The 17,084-nt window shown below is 68.6% G+C and carries 14 protein-coding genes; 6 read left to right on the forward strand and 8 right to left on the reverse strand.

The window, feature by feature from the left end:
- Nucleotides 1-19: 19 nt before the first annotated feature.
- Nucleotides 20-1,270, reverse strand: a complete 1,251-nt coding sequence (gene serA, locus MKK65_RS08665) for a phosphoglycerate dehydrogenase (RefSeq protein WP_058191462.1) — start codon at nt 1,268-1,270, stop codon at nt 20-22.
- Between the two features lie 324 nt (nt 1,271-1,594).
- Between serA and MKK65_RS08670 the strand changes: the two genes are divergently transcribed.
- The 6 genes from MKK65_RS08670 (at nt 1,595) to MKK65_RS08695 (ending at nt 8,448) form a co-directional block, all read left to right on the forward strand.
- Nucleotides 1,595-2,443, forward strand: a complete 849-nt coding sequence (locus MKK65_RS08670; protein ID WP_243957050.1) for a transglutaminase-like domain-containing protein — start codon at nt 1,595-1,597, stop codon at nt 2,441-2,443.
- A 749-nt stretch (nt 2,444-3,192) separates the two neighbouring features.
- Nucleotides 3,193-4,905 (forward strand): 30S ribosomal protein S1, encoded by a 1,713-nt coding sequence (gene rpsA, locus MKK65_RS08675; RefSeq protein ID WP_058191469.1) that lies wholly within the window; start codon nt 3,193-3,195, stop codon nt 4,903-4,905.
- Between the two features lie 367 nt (nt 4,906-5,272).
- Nucleotides 5,273-6,403, forward strand: a complete 1,131-nt coding sequence (locus tag MKK65_RS08680) for an FAD-dependent oxidoreductase (protein ID WP_243957051.1) — start codon at nt 5,273-5,275, stop codon at nt 6,401-6,403.
- Nucleotides 6,404-6,720: 317 nt separating this feature from the next.
- Nucleotides 6,721-7,683 carry a signal peptide peptidase SppA gene (gene sppA, locus MKK65_RS08685; RefSeq protein WP_243957052.1) on the forward strand — a complete coding sequence of 321 codons (963 nt, stop codon included), beginning with the start codon at nt 6,721-6,723 and terminating at the stop codon, nt 7,681-7,683.
- Nucleotides 7,684-7,745: 62 nt separating this feature from the next.
- Nucleotides 7,746-8,057: an integration host factor subunit beta gene (locus MKK65_RS08690; protein ID WP_007559930.1), complete on the forward strand. Its 312-nt coding sequence runs from the start codon at nt 7,746-7,748 to the stop codon at nt 8,055-8,057.
- A 19-nt stretch (nt 8,058-8,076) separates the two neighbouring features.
- Nucleotides 8,077-8,448, forward strand: a complete 372-nt coding sequence (locus MKK65_RS08695) for a LapA family protein (protein ID WP_058191472.1) — start codon at nt 8,077-8,079, stop codon at nt 8,446-8,448.
- A 10-nt stretch (nt 8,449-8,458) separates the two neighbouring features.
- On the opposite strand, the gene MKK65_RS08700 is transcribed toward MKK65_RS08695, so the two are convergent.
- The 7 genes from MKK65_RS08700 to MKK65_RS08730 form a co-directional block, all read right to left on the reverse strand.
- Nucleotides 8,459-9,118 (reverse strand): phosphoribosylanthranilate isomerase, encoded by a 660-nt coding sequence (locus MKK65_RS08700; protein ID WP_243957053.1) that lies wholly within the window; start codon nt 9,116-9,118, stop codon nt 8,459-8,461.
- An 18-nt stretch (nt 9,119-9,136) separates the two neighbouring features.
- On the reverse strand, nt 9,137-10,243 hold the full coding sequence (locus MKK65_RS08705; protein ID WP_243957055.1) for a DUF2125 domain-containing protein: 1,107 nt from the start codon (nt 10,241-10,243) through the stop codon (nt 9,137-9,139).
- Nucleotides 10,244-10,384: 141 nt separating this feature from the next.
- Complete coding sequence (locus MKK65_RS08710; RefSeq protein WP_058191475.1) at nt 10,385-10,831, reverse strand: hypothetical protein; 447 nt, start codon at nt 10,829-10,831, stop codon at nt 10,385-10,387.
- A 148-nt stretch (nt 10,832-10,979) separates the two neighbouring features.
- Nucleotides 10,980-11,759, reverse strand: a complete 780-nt coding sequence (locus MKK65_RS08715; protein ID WP_243957057.1) for a lysophospholipid acyltransferase family protein — start codon at nt 11,757-11,759, stop codon at nt 10,980-10,982.
- An 84-nt stretch (nt 11,760-11,843) separates the two neighbouring features.
- On the reverse strand, nt 11,844-12,362 hold the full coding sequence (locus tag MKK65_RS08720) for a hypothetical protein (protein ID WP_243957059.1): 519 nt from the start codon (nt 12,360-12,362) through the stop codon (nt 11,844-11,846).
- A gap of 122 nt (nt 12,363-12,484) precedes the next feature.
- A complete protein-coding gene (locus tag MKK65_RS08725; RefSeq protein ID WP_058191478.1) occupies nt 12,485-15,682 on the reverse strand; it encodes an efflux RND transporter permease subunit in 3,198 nt (1,065 codons plus the stop codon).
- 107 nt (nt 15,683-15,789) lie between these two features.
- Nucleotides 15,790-16,947, reverse strand: a complete 1,158-nt coding sequence (locus MKK65_RS08730) for an efflux RND transporter periplasmic adaptor subunit (RefSeq protein WP_058191479.1) — start codon at nt 16,945-16,947, stop codon at nt 15,790-15,792.
- Nucleotides 16,948-17,084: the final 137 nt, after the last annotated feature.

Consider the following 17,084-nt stretch of genomic DNA (forward strand, 5'->3'; position numbering starts at 1 on the left):
GACGCGAAATCGAGGCGGTTCACCGGCGCTCGTAGAGCAGGCGTGCCCGGATCGTGCCCGGGATGGCGCGGATCTCGGTGAGCAAAGCCTCGGCATCGGCATCGGTGGCGTCGGTCTCCAGCACCACGTAACCGACCTCGCCATCGGTCTGGTAGAACTGCGCCGCGATGTTGACGTGGCCGCGGGAGAATACGTCGTTCAGCCGCCCGAGCATGCCCGGCAGATTGCGCTGGACATGGATGAAGCGCGTGCCGGTCGGCCGGGCCGGCAGCTGGACCTGCGGGAAGTTCACGGCGCCCACCGTCGAACCGATATCGGAATAGTCCACGAGCTTACGGGCGACCTCGGCACCGATGCGCTCCTGGGCCTCTTCGGTCGAGCCGCCGATATGCGGCGTGAGGATCACGTTCTCGAGGCCCTGAAGCGGGCTCACGAAGGCTTCCGCATTGGAGCCGGGCTCCACCGGGAACACGTCAATGGCCGCGCCCTTGAGGTGGCCGTCGCGCAGGGCCGCGGCCAGCGCGTCGAGATCCACCACCGTACCGCGGGCGTTGTTGATCAGGAACGCGCCCGGCTTCATCGCCCGGATCTCGGCTGCGCCGATCATGTTGGCGGTGGCGTCGGTCTCAGGGACGTGCAGCGAGATCACGTCGCACTGGCCGAGCAGGTCGTGCAGGGTCTTGGTCGGCTCGGTGTTGCCGTGGCGGAGCTTGTCGGTGTGGTCGTAGAACAGCACCCGCATGCCCATCGCCTCGGCAAGCGTCGAGAGCTGCGTGCCGATATTGCCGTAGCCGACGATGCCGAGCGTCTTGCCGCGGACCTCCAGGGAGCCCGCCGCCGACTTGTCCCACCGGCCGGCATGGGCGCCCACCGAGCGCGGCACGATCCGGCGCAGCAGCATCACGATCTCGCCAATGGTCAGCTCCGCCACCGAGCGGGTGTTGGAGAACGGCGCGTTGAACACCGGGATGCCGCGATGGCGCGCCGCCTCCAGCTCGACCTGATTGGTGCCCACCGAGAAGCAGCCCACCGCCAGCAGCCGGTCCGCCGCCGCGAAGGCCGCCGCGTCGAGCTGCGTGCGCGAGCGGATGCCGAGCATGTGCACGCCCTGGAGCGCCTCGTGCAGGGCCTCCCGGTCGAGCGCCTTCGGCAGCCGGGTCAGGTTGGTGTAGCCGGCGGCCTGCATCAGCGCGACGGCGCTGTCGTTGATGCCTTCGAGCAGCAGGACCCGGATCTTGTCCTTGGGCAGGGAGAGCTTGTCGAGGGTCATGGGCGTCGTTCGTCCGGCGGCGGACCGGAGCCCGCACGCCAGCGCGCGGCCCGGCCCGCGGGTCTTTGATCGGCGGCAGCGATACGAGCCTGCCCTGTGCGACGCAACATGGCGCCGGGCACGGCAGGGCTGCGCGACGATCGCGCAGGGCCAGCAGCGCCGTGGGCCGGGAGGCACCAGCTGCCGCAAATTCGAGCAGGCCAACAGCCAACAACTGGCATACAGGGCGGAACCACTGCGCCGCCTGAGTATTTTAGGCCCCATTACTACATGCGCCCACCCGACAGCGCCGCTCGGTGCTGGCTTCGTCCACGGTTCCTCACGATGCACGTCCGCACCGGCTTCACCATCGCCTTCGACACCTTCGGCCCGACGCCGATGAACCTGCTGCTCAACGTGCGCCCCGAGCGCCGGAGCGACCTCGTCACCCCGGAGGTGATCACCTTCGATCCGCCGGTTGCAGCGCACCAGTCCGTCGACGCCTTCGGCAATGTCTGCACCCGGATCGTCGCCCCCGGCGGCCGGATCACCATGGCGGCCGACTTCACCATCGCCGATAGCGGGTTGCCGGACGTGCAGGCGCCCGAGGCGCGACAGATTCCGGTCCAGGACCTGCCGGACGACGTGCTGCCGTATCTGCTCGGCTCGCGCTACTGCGACACCGACAAGCTCTCTGGCATTGCCTGGTCGCTGTTCGGCGGCGCCCCGGAGGGCTGGGCGCGGGTGCAGACGATCGTCGACTTCGCCCACAATCGTCTGCGGTTCGACTACCAGCAGGCCGACGCCACCCGCACGGCCTTCGACGGATACACCCAGCAGGTCGGCGTCTGCCGGGACTTCGCCCATCTCGCGATCACCCTGTGCCGCTGCATGAACATCCCGGCCCGCTACGCCACCGGCTATCTCGGCGATATCGGCGTGCCGAAGGACCCGGCGCCAATGGATTTCTCGGCGTGGTTCGAGGTCTACCTCGAAGGTCCCGAAGGCGGACGTTGGTACACGTTCGACGCCCGGCACAACCGGCCACGGATTGCCCGGATCGTCATGGCCCGGGGCCGCGACGCCACCGACTGCGCCCTGACCACCAGTTTCGGGACCGCCTACCTGGTACGGTTCGACGTCCACACCGATGAGGTTGATGAAGAGCAGGCCGTTTTGGCCCAGGCTGCCTGATTGGGGGGACTGGAGCGGTCCCGCTTTTGAGGGCGAGAGCAGCGCAAGGGATATGCAGCCCTGCCGGTGACGCGCCCGTTCGAGGCAAGTCGCGACAGGCTCCCTCTCCCGTGCGGGCTAGCGGATTCACAACCACGAAAAGCTCTACCGCAAGTCTCTGAAAGAAAACGCGTTTCCCCTCCCCCTTGCGGGGAGGGGTCAGGGGTGGGGGGTGGCGCCGGATGAGGCGCAGCGGTGCCTTCTGAGCCACCCCCACCTCCTCCCTCAAGGAGAAGGAGCGCGCGTCGCGCCTTCCAAAAACCGTTGTGTGAACGTCGTAGCCCGCACGGGCGAGAGGACCCGCGCCACATCCAGCGACGGGTATTTCCGCTCGCGACGGCGCGGTGAGGGGGCCTTCTGAGCGCCCGGTCGAACACCGTATCGGCAGCCGGCCAAGCCAGCCCATCCTGATAGGACAGCCCCATCAAACAGCGTCCGTTGCCGGGAAACCCGCTCGGTTGAAGTCGTACAGCCGATGCTGTATGCAGCGCGCGTCCTCCCGGATTCCGCTCGCGCGCGCTCATTTTGGCGCCGCCGCGTCGCCGGCTGGATCGCCCTCGTCATCCGTATCGACGCGTCGGCAAGCCGGATCCCGCGGGACCGGCCGCCTCTCCCTCAAGGTTTCGGGAGCGGCCGCGGCGAACCGGGGGTGTGTGCAACGCGAGCCGCCGACGCAAAGGGCCTCCGCCGGGGGCCGTTCAGGAGAGAGAATGTCCGCAGGTACCGCTCTGGGGCGTGGCCCGAGCCGCGATGATTTCGCCGCCCTCCTCGAGGAAAGCTTCCTCGAACACGAGATCACCGAAGGGTCCGTCGTCAAGGGTCGCGTCGTCGCGATCGAGAAGGACGTGGCCGTCATCGACATCGGCGCCAAGACGGAAGGCCGTGTCGCACTGAAAGAATTCACTGGCCCGGGCCGCGAAGGCGAGCTGAAGGTCGGCGACGAGGTCGAAGTTTACGTCGACCGGATCGAGAACGCGCTCGGCGAAGCCGTGATCTCGCGCGACAAGGCGCGCCGCGAGGAGAGCTGGGTCAAGCTCGAGAAGTCGTTCGAGAACAACGACCGCGTCACCGGCACGATCTTCAACCAAGTCAAGGGCGGCTACACCGTCGATCTCGACGGCGCCGTGGCGTTCCTGCCGCGCTCGCAGGTCGATATCCGCCCAGTCCGCGACGTCACCCCGCTGCTCGGCACCCCGCAGCCGTTCCAGATCCTCAAGATGGATCGCCGCCGCGGCAACATCGTCGTGTCGCGCCGCACCGTGCTCGAGGAGAGCCGCGCCGAGCAGCGCTCTGAGCTGGTGGCCAACCTCGAAGAGGGTCAGGTCATCGACGGCGTCGTCAAGAACATCACCGAGTACGGCGCCTTCGTCGATCTCGGCGGTATCGACGGCCTGCTGCACGTCACCGACATGGCGTGGCGCCGCGTGAACCATCCGTCCGAGGTCGTCACCATCGGCCAGACGGTCAAGGTCAAGATCATCAAGATCAACCACGAGACGCACCGCATTTCGCTCGGCATCAAGCAGTTGCTCGCCGATCCGTGGGAGGGCATCGCCGCCCGCTACCCGGAGGGCGCCAAGCTCAAGGGCCGCGTGACCAACATCACCGATTACGGCGCCTTCGTGGAGCTGGAGCCGGGCATCGAGGGCCTGATCCACGTCTCCGAGATGAGCTGGACCAAGAAGAACGTCCATCCGGGCAAGATCGTCTCCACCTCCCAGGAGGTCGAGGTTCAGATCCTGGAAGTCGATCCGGTCAAGCGCCGTATCTCGCTGGGCCTCAAGCAGACCCTGCAGAACCCCTGGGAGGCCTTCTCCGAGAAGCACCCGGTCGGTTCCGAGGTCGAAGGCGAGGTCAAGAACAAGACCGAGTTCGGCCTGTTCATCGGCCTTGAGGGCGATGTCGACGGCATGGTCCACCTGTCGGATCTCGACTGGAACCGTCCCGGCGAGCAGGTCATCGAGGAGTTCAAGAAGGGCGACATGGTCCGCGCCCAGGTTCTCGACGTCGACGTCGAGAAGGAGCGGATCTCGCTGGGCGTGAAGCAGCTCGGCGGTGACCCCTTCGCTGAGGCCGGCGAGATCAAGAAGGGTCAGATCGTCACCTGCGAAGTCGTCGAGGTGAAGGATTCGGGCGTCGAGGTGAAGATCGTCGACACCGATATGACCACCTTCGTCCGCCGCGCCGAACTCGCCCGCGACCGCGGCGACCAGCGCCCCGAGCGTTTCGCCGCCGGCGAGAAGTTCGATGCCCGGGTCGTGCAGTTCGACCGCAAGGCCCACCGCGTCCAGGTCTCAATCAAGGCCCTGGAAGTGGCCGAGGAGAAGGAGGCGATGGCCCAGTTCGGCTCCGCCGATTCCGGCGCATCGCTCGGCGACATCCTCGGCGCGGCCTTCAACAAGAAGCGCACCGACGAAGATTAAGACGTTCCGCACCTCGCCGCCCGGCTCGACCGGGCGGCGGCTTCGGATCGATCAGAAAACCCGCGCGGGACACCTGTCCCGCGCGGGTTTTCTTTTGTGCCTTGTCGAAGCGGGGCGCACCACGGGGCGGATGCGGGCAGAGGGGTTGACCTTGCGCGGACCGGAGCCGGTTGTCCGACCCGGGACCGCGCGGTACGCTGACGATTGTCGCGAAAAACGGCGGCCCGGTTTCGGGCCGTCGCACACAGGCCGATCGCGGAAGTCACGCCGCTCGGCCAGCGTCTCCGGAAGAGCAGCCCGACCCTGTCGGGCGCCGCAGCCAGCAACGCCCGGGGCGCTGTGAACCTGCGGTCGCAGGAGCGCACCCATGCGACAGGCGATCGCCGTCATCGGCGCGGGCCTCGGCGGTCTCGTGCTGGCCCGTATCCTCCATCTCCAAGGCATCGCAGCCACGATCTACGAAGCCGAACCGTCCGCGGAGGCGCGGGCCCAGGGTGGTCTGCTCGACCTTCATGAGGACACCGGCCAGGCCGCGCTGAAGGCCGCCGGGCTGTTCGAGGGCTTCCTCGCCCGCATCCGCCCCGGAGAGGACGCGAAGCGCATCGTCGGTGCGGATGGCGCCGTCCTGTTCGACAGCCCCGGCAATCCCCCGGGCCGCCGCCCGGAGATCGGTCGCGGCGACCTCCGACAGCTGCTGATCGCTTCGCTGCCGCCCGAAACGATCCGATGGGGCCGCACGGTGGTGTCCGTCACCGCCCGCGCTGCCGGACGCCACGCGATCGCCTTCGCCGACGGCGCGACCGTCACGTGCGACCTGCTGGTGGGTGCGGACGGCGCCTGGTCCAAGGTCCGCCCGCGGCTCACGCGGGCGCATCCCGCCTATACCGGCATCGCGTTCGTGGAGACGCGCCTGATCGACGGAGCCGCGCGACATCGGGACAGCGCGGAGATGATCGGCACCGGCACGCTGATGGCCCTCGCCCCGGGCCGAGGCATCCTCGCGCACCGATATGCCGATGGGACGCTGCACGTCTACGCCGCCCTGCGGAAGCCGGCAGACTGGCTCGCCGCTCTCGACGTCCGGGATGGGTGCGGGACCCTCGCCCGCATCGCGGAGCAATTCGCGGGCTGGGCGCCGCACCTCACCGCCCTCGTCGGGCACAGCGACACCGACCCGATCCTGCGGCTCATCCACGCGCTGCCGGCCGATCATCGCTGGGAGCCCGTCCCCGGCGTCACGCTTCTCGGCGATGCCGCGCACCTCATGTCGCCGTTCTCGGGCGCGGGGGCGAACCTCGCCCTGACCGACGGGGCGGAACTCGCCCGGGCCCTGGTCGCGACGCCCGAGGATCGCGACGCCGCACTCACCACCTACGAGCGAGATTTGTTTCCCCGCAGCACCGCGGTCGCCACCGCCGCCGCGGCGAATCTCGCGCGGTTCTTCGGCGATGGCACGCCCCACGACGTCGTCGCCCTGTTCGCGCGCGGCGCTTCATGAGCGCCCCCGACGCGGCGGCCGGCGACCGGCGCGGGATCACTCGGGATCTCCCCCGCAGCCGATGGTTCTTCCCTCAGAAACGGCCGGATCGTCGTTGCACGAGGCAGTCGAAGACAGTCTGGCTTGAGGGTCGGCCCGAGGCTGCCGCATTTTCTTCGCGCGGCCCATATCCAGGCCCGCGGAAAATGCTCTAGAACACCGGCCTCGGGCGGCTCCGGCCGCGCGAGGTAAAGGAAACCAAGGACTTGCCCGGCGCGGGGCCTCGCCCCCGCACCCCGTCACGGGGGCGATCCGGGGAGGCGAAGGGAAGCGACCGCATGGCAGCCGACGCCGAACTGCTGATCGACCGCCGGCGCCTGCGCCGCAGGCTGTCCCTGTGGCGGGTGCTCGGGATCGGCGGCCTGATCGTGGCCGTGGGGGCGTTGGGCTACCGGGTCCGGGCCGGCGCCGACGGCGCCTTCGCGGTCGGCCCGCAGATCGCCCGCATCTCCGTCTCGGGCTTCATCGCCGGCAGCGAATCGACCGCCAAGCTGATGAAGCGGGTCGGCGACTCCGACGCCGTGAAGGGCGTGGTCGTCTCGATCAACTCGCCGGGCGGCACCACCACCGGTTCCGAAGAGATTTTCCGCAACCTGCGGGCGCTGGCCGCCAAGAAGCCGATCGTGGCCTTCGTGGACGGCACCGCGGCCTCGGGCGCCTACATCACCGCCATCGCGGCCGACCACATCGTCGCCCGTGAGACCAGCCTGGTCGGGTCGATCGGCGTGCTGTTTCAGTACCCCGACCTCTCGGGCCTCCTCGACAAGGTCGGCGTGAAGGTCGAATCGGTGAAGTCCTCGCCGCTCAAGGCCGAGCCCTCGGGCTTCACGCCCACCACCCCGGAGGCGCGCGCCGCCCTGGCGGCCGTGGTCGGCGACACCTATGCGTGGTTCAAGGGCCTGGTCGCCGAGCGTCGGGGCATGGATCCCGGCCAGCTCGCCGTCGTTTCTGATGGGCGGGTGTTCAGCGGCCGCCAGAGCGTGCCCCTGAAGCTGGTGGACGAGCTGGGCGGCGAGCGCCAGGCCGTGGCGTGGCTGGAGGCGAATCGGGGCGTCGCGAAGGACCTGCCGATCAAGGACTGGAAGCCCAGCAAGGAGGGCGATTTCTCGCTCTGGTCGGCCGCCGGCGTCGGCGCGGACCTGCTGGGCTTCGATGGGCTCGCCGGGCGGTTGCGGGCCGTCGGCACCCAGGCCGAGACCGCGAATGGCGGCCTGCTCGTTCTCTGGCGCCCGGAGCCCTGAGCGCCCCGCCGGAGACGGCAGCTCCAGTCGCCCGCCCCGATCCCCCGAGAAGACCAGACGCCATGATCAAGTCGGAGCTCGTCCTCAAGATCGCCGAGCAGAACCCGCATCTCTACCAGCGCGACGTCGAAATCCTGGTCAACGCGATCCTCGACACCATCTCGGATGCGCTGGCCCGGGGCGACCGGGTGGAGCTGCGCGGTTTCGGCGCCTTCTCGGTGAAGCGCCGAGAAGCGCGGAAGGGACGCAACCCACGCACAGGCGCGGCCGTTGCCGTGTCCGAGAAGGCGATTCCCGTGTTCAAGACCGGGAAGGAGATGCGCCAGCGCCTCAACGCCGCGGGCATCGGCGAAAGCGCGTCGGCGGCCGAGTAGGAAGAGGTCTGTGAGTGCGATGATCCGTTTCCTGAAAAGCCTCGTGCTGCTGCCGATCGCCGCCCTGGTGATCCTGCTGGCGGTCGCCAACCGGGCACCGGTCCCGCTGTCCTTCGACCCGTTCAATGCGGATGCGCCGGTGTTCAGCGTGAACCTGCCGCTCTACGCAATCCTGTTCGGCGCGGTGGCGCTCGGCATCGTGGTCGGTGGCGTCTTCACCTGGCTGGGCCAGGGTAAGACCCGGGCGAATGTCCGCTACCATCGCCGGGAGGCGACCCGCTACGAGCGTGAGGCCAACCGTCTGCGCGCCTACGCCCCGGAGAGCGAGACGCAGGGCACCGCCTACACGGTACCCAATACCGGCCGCACCGCCTTGCCGGCGCCGCGCTGAGCAGACGCAGTCAGCGTGCGGCCTGCACGGCCGCCACGAAGGCCGCGATCTTCTCCGGATCCTTGAGGCCGGGCGCCGATTCGACCCCCGACGACACGTCCACTGCGCCGAGCCCGGTGCGGATCAAGGCCCCACCGACGTTGCCGGCGTCCAATCCGCCCGACAGCATGGTCCCGGCGGGCAGGACGGCATCGGCCAGGATCGCCCAATCGAATCGGTGGCCATTCCCCCCGGGGAGCCCGCCGCCGGCCGGCGGCTTGGCATCGAGCAGGATTCGGTCAGCCACCGCGTCGTAGGCCGGGATCGATTCGAGATCGGCCCGGGTCGCGACGCCGATCGCCTTCATCACCGGCCGTCCAGCGAGCGCACGGATCGCCGCCACCCGCTCCGGGCGCTCGCGCCCGTGCAGCTGGATCAGGTCCGGATCCACAGCCTCGACCGCCGCGCGCACAAGAGCATCGTCCGGATCGACCAGGAGGACGACGCGTTCGGCTCGTCCGCGGGCCTGCGCTGCCAGCTTCGAAGCCTGTTCGAAGGTTACGTGGCGGGGACTTCGAAGAAAGTGCACGAGCCCGATCCAGTCGGCGCCGGCCTTCAGCGCCGCGTCGACGGTTTCCGGCGTGCTGAGCCCGCAGATCTTGACGCGGGCCGAAAGGGTCGGGGCTGACATGGGATCCTTGTAGCCGATCTAGTACAGGACCGGCAGGTAGAGGTTCGGGATCGGGAAGCCGCTGAACACGATCCGCCCATTGACGAACTTCAGCGGCGGCAAGGGCTTGAGCGGTGCCGTGTCCGCCGGCGCGTCCGGCCCGGGCTGCCGTCCCAACCCCAGCAGGCCGCCGACCAACTGGCCGATGAGTGCCCCCTTCTCCGATCCGAAGCGCTGACCCACGACGCTGCCGATCAGAGCATCCACCCCGGCCGCCCGCAGATCGAGCTGCCCGACCGGGCGGTGAGCATCGTCCAGAGCGAGCGTGCCCTTGGCCTGGACGCGCTGTGCGCCCTTGGCCAGCGACAGCGCCGCGAGATCGAGCGTTCCGCCCGCCTGGCGCCAGCGCTCGAGCTCCCGCGGTACCGGCCCGGTCCGCAGGACGGTGGCCTGGGTGAGCGTCGCGTCGAGGGACAGGTCGGCGGGGGCAGGATTGCCGGTGAGCGCGTCGAGCTGCGGCACGGCGGCCTGAGCGAGTTGCAGGCTCACATCGATTGCGCCCTCCGATTCGTACCGGCCCGGGGTCGGCCGCGCATGCAGCTCCAGATGCTGGCCCGCGATCGCGATCGGACCCGGATCGGCGCCGGTAACGGTGACGTTCGGGCCGTCCACCACCAGCGAGGCGCGGGTGAACCCGTCCGACGCCCCGTGGACGCTGCCCTGGAGCTTGCCCCAGGACGCATCACCGGTCAGCGCGCCCTGTTCGACATGGAACGGGCCGGCGCTCTCGAACAACACTAGGCGCGGCTGGTAGATCTGCGCCACCGCGGTGGAGGGGCCGAGGCGGAAGCGGCCGTCGGACCGTTCGAGGGTGACGGCGCTGCAACGCAGCTCGATCCGGAACGGATAGCCGGTGAGCGACCGGTCGGCACAGGCCCAGTTGCGGCCCGCAGCTGCCTCGCGGGCGATCCAGCCATCGATCTCGGTGGCGGCACGGCCCCGGATCCAGAACCAGGCGATCGACCAAGCGACCACAAGCAAGGCGAGCAGGATATAGGGAAGGAACAGCCCGAGCCGGAACCGGCGCGCCGTCTGCGCCAGCGAGGCCTGCCCATCACGGCCCGGCTGCGTCCGATCCTGATCCATGCACTCCGCTCCCCGTCATCAGTCCCGGCTTGGGCGTCACAGCCCTCGCCTTGAGGCCATGCACGGGGCGAAACTGGGGCGGTGCCGGAGTCGGTCGACGGTGGGGCGGACGGATCCGCCCCTCCAGACGCGATTTCCCGATCAGGCCTGGGCCGGCTCGATCGTATCGAGCTGCAGGTCGTTGACGATCGCCACCCGTTCTGCCGCATCGTCGGCCAGGCGATGCACGTGCAACTCGGTGGCGCCGCGGGTTCGCACGCGGTCGAGCCAGGTCCGCCGGAGATGGTCGCGCGGGCTCTCGTTCGAGGTCGCCACCGAAACCATTTCAGCGATGCCGGTGTCGTCACGGCGCACGGCGATCACCACGGCCTCCGCCATCTCCTCGAGATCGAAGGCGCCGGCCGGATGGACCCCGACCACGTAGCGCCGTCCCGAGCGCCCGCGCCAAGCCGAGAGCGGGAGGGCCGGCGTGCCGCGCAGGCCAGCGGTGGTCTTGAGGCGTTCTTCACGCACATCCTGTCTCCGCGTGCGATCGTCCTTCAGGTCGCGAAGCGCGGCCGACCAGGACAGGGCTCTTCTGTTCGCCATTTGTTCCAACCTACCGCGCGATATCCACAGGCGTCAAGCACAATGTTCCTGAGGAAGGATGTGGTGATCGCGGGAGTTATCCACAAGCTGCGAACCGGCCCATCGTCATGCTGGCGCTGGCAAAAACGCTCCGACGCCCGGCAATGCATCAGCGGCGCTGAGCCGCCCCGGCCGGGGCCTCCTTGGCCGACGCCCCACCCGCATCGGCGGCAACGGCCTTCGGGGTTTCGGCCAGCAGGGCGTTGGACGCCACCTCCAGACGTTCCTGGGCCAGCGCCTGGAATTCCTGGCGGTCCATGCCCGGGGGGATCGGCTCCAGGAAGTGGATCACGGCCGTGCCCGGCCGGCGCATCAGGCTGTTGCGCGCCCAGAACTGTCCCGTATTCAGCGCCACCGGCAGGCACGGCACCTTCAGGGCGGTGTAGAGGTGTGACAGACCCTGCTTATAGGCGGGCGGCGCGCCCACCGCACGGCGGGTGCCTTCGGGGAAGATAATGAGCTGGCGGCCCTCCCGGATGGCGTCGGCCGCCGCCGCGTTCATCAGGCTCATCGCCCGGGCACCCTTGGACCTGTCGATCGCCACCATGCCGCTGCGGGATAGGTACCACCCGATCAGCGGGATGAGCAGCAACTCACGTTTCAGGATGTAGGCGAATTCCGGGAAAACCGTACAGAGCGCCAGGGTCTCCAGAGCCGATTGGTGCTTGGCCGCCACCAGCAGCGGCCCCTTCGGGATGTTCTCCAGGCCGCGGAACTCGACCTGCATGCCGGCGACCCTGCGCAGCAGCCACAGGGTCAGGCGTCCCCAGAGCCGGGCCAGCTGCAGCACCGCGCGGCGGGAGACCAGCGTGGGCAAGCCGCCGAGCGCCAGCAGCGTGGTCATGGCGTAGAAGCAGACGTTGAAAGCGAGGGAGCGCAGGGCGAGCATCGGAATCCGCTTCGTGGCGGTCTTCCTCTAGCGCGCAGAGGCGCCCGCGGCCAAGCGTGGACGGTCCGACGCCGGACCAAACGTTCATGCGCCCCCGGTATGCCGTATGGGCCGCGCGAACCCGGCACTGCGTCCCGCGACCATCCAGTAGATCAGGCTGGCGCTGGCGCCGACCATGAACAGGATCAGCGTCAGGCGCGCCTCGGCGGCGAAAAGGCCCGGAGCGGCGCCCGTCGCCTCAGGACGGACGGCACCGCGCGCCAGCCAGGGCAGGGCGGCGGTCAGCAGGCCGCCCCCGGCGCCGTACCAGAGGAAGCCGCGGCGCGCGAAGATCTCCCCGGCGAACCCGACCAGGGCTGGCGGCACGAACAGCAGGACGAACAGGGCCTGGGCGAGGCCGGCGATCAGGAGGGCCAGCCCTTCCGGCGGGAGCCCGGCTGAGAGATCGGACAGGGCCATGTCCACGCCCGCGAGCGCCCCGCCGGTGAGCCAGGCATTAGCCGTCGGGTCGACGAGGAGCGCGAGCACGAGGATCGCGGCGCCGGCCGGGACGGCGAGTAGGAGGGCGAAGGCTCCGAGGAGCAGGCGGCCGAGGACGTGCATGGCAGGCTTCTACACCGAAGACGGCAGGCCTTCGTAAAACAAAGCCGCGCCGGACCGGTCAGGGTCGGGCGCGGCTTGGAAAGTGAGCGATCTTTCGGTCGCCGGCAGAACGGCGTCCCGCCTCAGCCGTGGGCCGGGGCCGCCCCGCCATGGTCGCCATGCGATGACTTTCCGCGCAGGCGGCCGAGCCAGAGCGAGAAGTGGCGGATCACCACGTAGAAGACCGGCGTGAGGAACAGGCCGAAGAAGGTCGCGCCGATCATCCCGAAGAACACCGCGGTGCCCAGCGCCTGGCGCATCTCGGCACCGGGGCCGGTGGCGATCACCAGCGGCAGGGTGCCGAGGATGAAGGCGAAGGCGGTCATCAGGATCGGGCGCAGGCGCAACCGGCAGGCTTCCACCGCCGCATCGACCGGGCCCCGGTGCTCGCGCTGCTCGATATCGTGCGCGAACTCGACGATCAGGATCGCGTTCTTGGCAGCCAAGCCGATCAGCACGATCAAGCCGATCTGGGTCAGGATGTTGTTGTCCTGACCCCGGAACTGCACGCCGGCGAGCGCCGCGAGCACGCCGGTGGGCACCACCAACAGGATCGCCAGCGGCAGCGCCCAGGATTCATACTGCGCGGCCAGCACCAGGAAGACCAGCAGCACACCCAGGGCGAAGACGGCGCCGGCGGTGCCGCTCGCGGCCTTCTGCTGGAAGGCGATCTCGGTCCAATCGTAGGCGTAGCCGTCGGGCAGCACCTTCTTGGCGATCTCCTCCATGGCGGTCAGGGCCTGTCCCGTCGAGACGCCGGGCTTGGCCACGCCCTGGATGGGGACCGAGTAGTAGAGGTTGAACCGCTGAACGATCTGTGGGCCGGTCACGTCGCGCACCGAGGCGAGCGTGCCCATCGGCACCAGTGCGCCCGTGGAGGAGCGCACCTTGATCTGCGAGATGTCCTGGATCGACGAGCGGAAGGCGGCATCGCCCTGCAGGCGCACCTGGTAGATGCGGCCCAGGGTGTTGAAGTCGTTCACGTAAGTGCCGCCGAGATCCGCCTGGACCGACGAGAACACGTTGGCGAGCGGCACGTTCAGCATCCGCGCGATGGTGCGGTCGATGTCGAGGAAGAGCTGCGGCGTCGCGTTGTCGAAGGTCGTGAAAACGCGCTGCACATCCGCGCTCTGGTTCGCCTGGCCGATCACTTCGCCGGCGGCGGCCATCAGCGGACCGATCTCCGAGGATTGGCGGCTCTCGATCTGCATCTTGAAGCCGCCGCCGTTGCCGAGACCGCGCACCGGCGGGGGCGGAATCACGATGACGCGGGCTTCCTGGATGTCGGAGGTCGCCTTGAGCACCTCGCCGGTGATCACCCCGGCGCTGCGCCCCTGACCAGCGCGTTCCTTCGCCCCCGTAAGGGTGAGGAACATCACGCCGGCATTGGTGGTGTTGGTGAAGGTCGCTCCGTCGAAGCCCGCGATGATCACAGCGTTGGCGACACCCGGCACCGTCCTAGCCTGCTTGGCGGCCCGCAGGATCACGTCGGTGGTGCGATCGAGCGAGGAGCCGGAAGGCAGCTGAACGACACCGATCAGATAGCCCTGATCCTGGTCCGGAATGAACCCCGTTGGCGTCGTCTGGGCGAGGTGCAGGGTGCCGGCGATCACCGCGGCATAGACCAGCAGCATCGCCGCCAACCCGACGAACCCGCCGGTCAGGACCCGAATCGTGCGGCCGTAGGCGTTCGACGTGGCGTCGAAGGCGCGGTTGAAGCCGTTGGCGAGCCAGTTCACGAACCGGGTCAGGAAGAACTTCGGCTCCTTGCGCGCATGGTGCGGCACGAGCAGCAGCTTGCACAAAGCCGGGGACAGGGTGAGCGAGTTGAACGCGGAGATCAGAGTCGAGGCCGCGATCGTGAGCGCGAACTGCTTGTAGAACTGGCCCGAGATGCCCGGGATGAACGCGGTCGGCACGAACACCGCGGCGAGCACCAGAGCGATGGCGATGACCGCGCCGCCGACCTCGTCCATGGTCTTGTGCGCGGCATCGCCGGCCGAGAGCCCCTCGGCCATGTTGCGCTCGACGTTCTCCACCACCACGATCGCGTCGTCGACCACGATGCCGATGGCGAGCACCAGCCCGAACAGGGTCAGGTTGTTGAGCGAGAAGCCGAAGGCCGCCATCGCCGCGAAGGTGCCGATCAGCGACACCGGGATCGCGATCACCGGGATCAGGGCCGTCCGCCAGCTCTGCAGGAACACCAGCACCACGATGACCACGAGGCCGACCGCCTCGAACAGGGTCTTGTAGACCTCCTGGATCGACTCCTCGATGAACTCGGTCGGGTTGTAGGCGATGCGGTACTCGACATCCGGCGGGAAGTTCTTCTTGACCGTCTCCATCACCTGCTTGACCGAGGTCGCCGCCTCGAGGGCGTTGGTGCCCGGCCGCTGGAAGGCGCCGATGCCCACCGCGGGCGTGTCGTTGAGGTAGGAGTTGGTCGTGTAGTCCTTCTGGCCCATCTCGACGCGGGCGATGTCCTTGACCCGGACGAGGCGTCCGTCCTGGGCCTTGATGATCACCTCGGCGAACTGTTCCGGCGTCTTGAAGCGGGCCTGCGACTGGACGACGAGCTGGAAGGCCTCGCCCTTGGCCGCGGGCGGACCGTTGAGCTGGCCGGCGGCCACCTGGACGTTCTGCTCCTGCAGGGCCGTGGTGACGTCGGTGACCGAGAGGCCGTAGGCAGCGAGCTTGTTCGGATCGACCCAGATCCGCTCGGCGTACTCGTTACCGCCGAACACCGTGATGTCGCCGACGCCGTCGAGGCGCAGCAGCTCGTCGCGGATGTTCAGGTAGATGTAGTTGGCGAGGTAATTCTGGTCGTAGGTCTTGTTCGGCGAGAGCAGGTGCACGACCAGCATCAGGTCGGGCGAGGCCTTGCGCACGGTGACGCCGAGGTTGCGCACGTCCGGCGGCAGGCGCGGCTGCGCCACCGAGAGCCGGTTCTGCACCAGCACGTTGGCGATATCGAGGTTGGTGCCGACCTTGAAGGTCACGGTCAGCAGCATGTTGCCGTCGTTGGTCGACAACGACGTCATGTACAGCATGTTGTCGACGCCGTTGACCTCCTGCTCGATCGGTGTCGCGATCGTGGCGGCGACGGTCTCGGCGTTGGCGCCCGGATAGGAGGCACGCACCGTCACGGTCGGCGGCACGATCTCGGGGTATTGCGAGACCGGAAGGCTCTCGTAGGCGACGAAGCCGAGGATCAGGAAGACGATCGACGTGACCGACGCGAAGATCGGCCTATCGACGAAGAAATGGGCGAAACGCATCGGTCAAACCTCTGAGGCCCGCCGGTCACCCGGTCGGGGCCCTGCGTCGTCGGTGCGGCGCACGCGGCGCGGCGCGCACGCATGCAATCGTGTCGAGCTGATCAGGCTCACGTCTTGCTCGGGGGCAGCTCGACCGTCTCCGGGGTCACCTTGGCCCCCGGGCGGACGCGGGCGATGCCGTTGACCACCAGGGTCTCGTCGCCCTTCAGACCGCTGCGGATCACCCGGTAGCCGTCGACCTTCGGACCCAGCACCACGTCCTTCTGCTGGATCACGTTGTCGGGCCCGAGCACGTAGACGATGCGCTTGTCCTGGTTGGCGGCCACTGCCTCGTCGGGAATCATCACGCCCTGGAACGGCTTGGTGGCGGGCATCGAAACGATGCCGAACAGGCCGGGCTTGATGTACTGGTCGGCGTTCGGGACGGTGGCGCGCAGCAGGATCGTGCCGGTGGCGTTGTCGACGCGGTTATCGACGAAGTCGAGGGTGCCCTTGCGGGTCGGCTTCGCCTCGCCGGAGAGGGATATCATGATCGGCACGCCCTTGCCCTGCTGGGTTTGGCCCATGCCGATGCCGAGGCTGTTCTGATACTTGAGGAAGGACTTCTCATCGACGGTGAAGCTGAACCAGATCGGGTCGAGGGACACGATCGTGGTCAGCATCGTCTGGTCGGCGCTGACGATGTTGCCCTCGGTGACGAGCCGCCGGCTGATCCGGCCGTTGACCGGTGCCTTCACCTCGCTGAAATCGTAGTTGAGCTGTGCGTTGTTCAGCGCCGCCTGGGCACTGTCGACGTCGGCCTGGGCGGTCAGCGAGGCCTGCCGGCGCTGGTCGGTCACCTGCTCGGAGATGTTGCCGCTCCGGGACAGGGTCTGGGCGCGCTCCAAGTCGGTCTGCGAGAAGGACTGGCGGGCCTTAGCGGAAGCGAGGGCGGCCTGGGCCTGCTCCAAGGCCGCCTTGTAGGGGCGCCGGTCGATCACGAACAGCAGATCGCCCTTCTTCACCGTCTGGCCGTCGGTAAAGTTGATCTTCTCCAGGTATCCGGTAACCCGGGCGCGGACTTCGACATACTCGATCGCATCGAAGCGGCCGGTATACTGGTCCTGCTCGACGATCTCGCGAACCACCGGCTTGGCCACGGTGACCTTCGGCGGCGGGCCGCCGGGTGCCTGGGCGTGAGCGATCGGTGCCAGGGGACCCGCGAGCAGAACGCCGGCAGCAAGACCGGAGAGCACGGGGAAGAGGCTGGAAAGCCGGCTGCGCATCGGGTCCTGCTGTCCGTTGGCCGACCGGTCGGTCGAACCGAGCTTGACGATAGCGTCCTTGGTAGACGCGCCCTAACCCGCGCGCCCTCCTGCTTCTTGTGCGAGAGCGCACATCGCGCCCCGAACAGGGCGGATTG

It is taken from the genome of Methylobacterium sp. J-001 (genome assembly GCF_022829565.1).
In the GTDB taxonomy this organism is placed as follows: Bacteria; Pseudomonadota; Alphaproteobacteria; order Rhizobiales; family Beijerinckiaceae; genus Methylobacterium.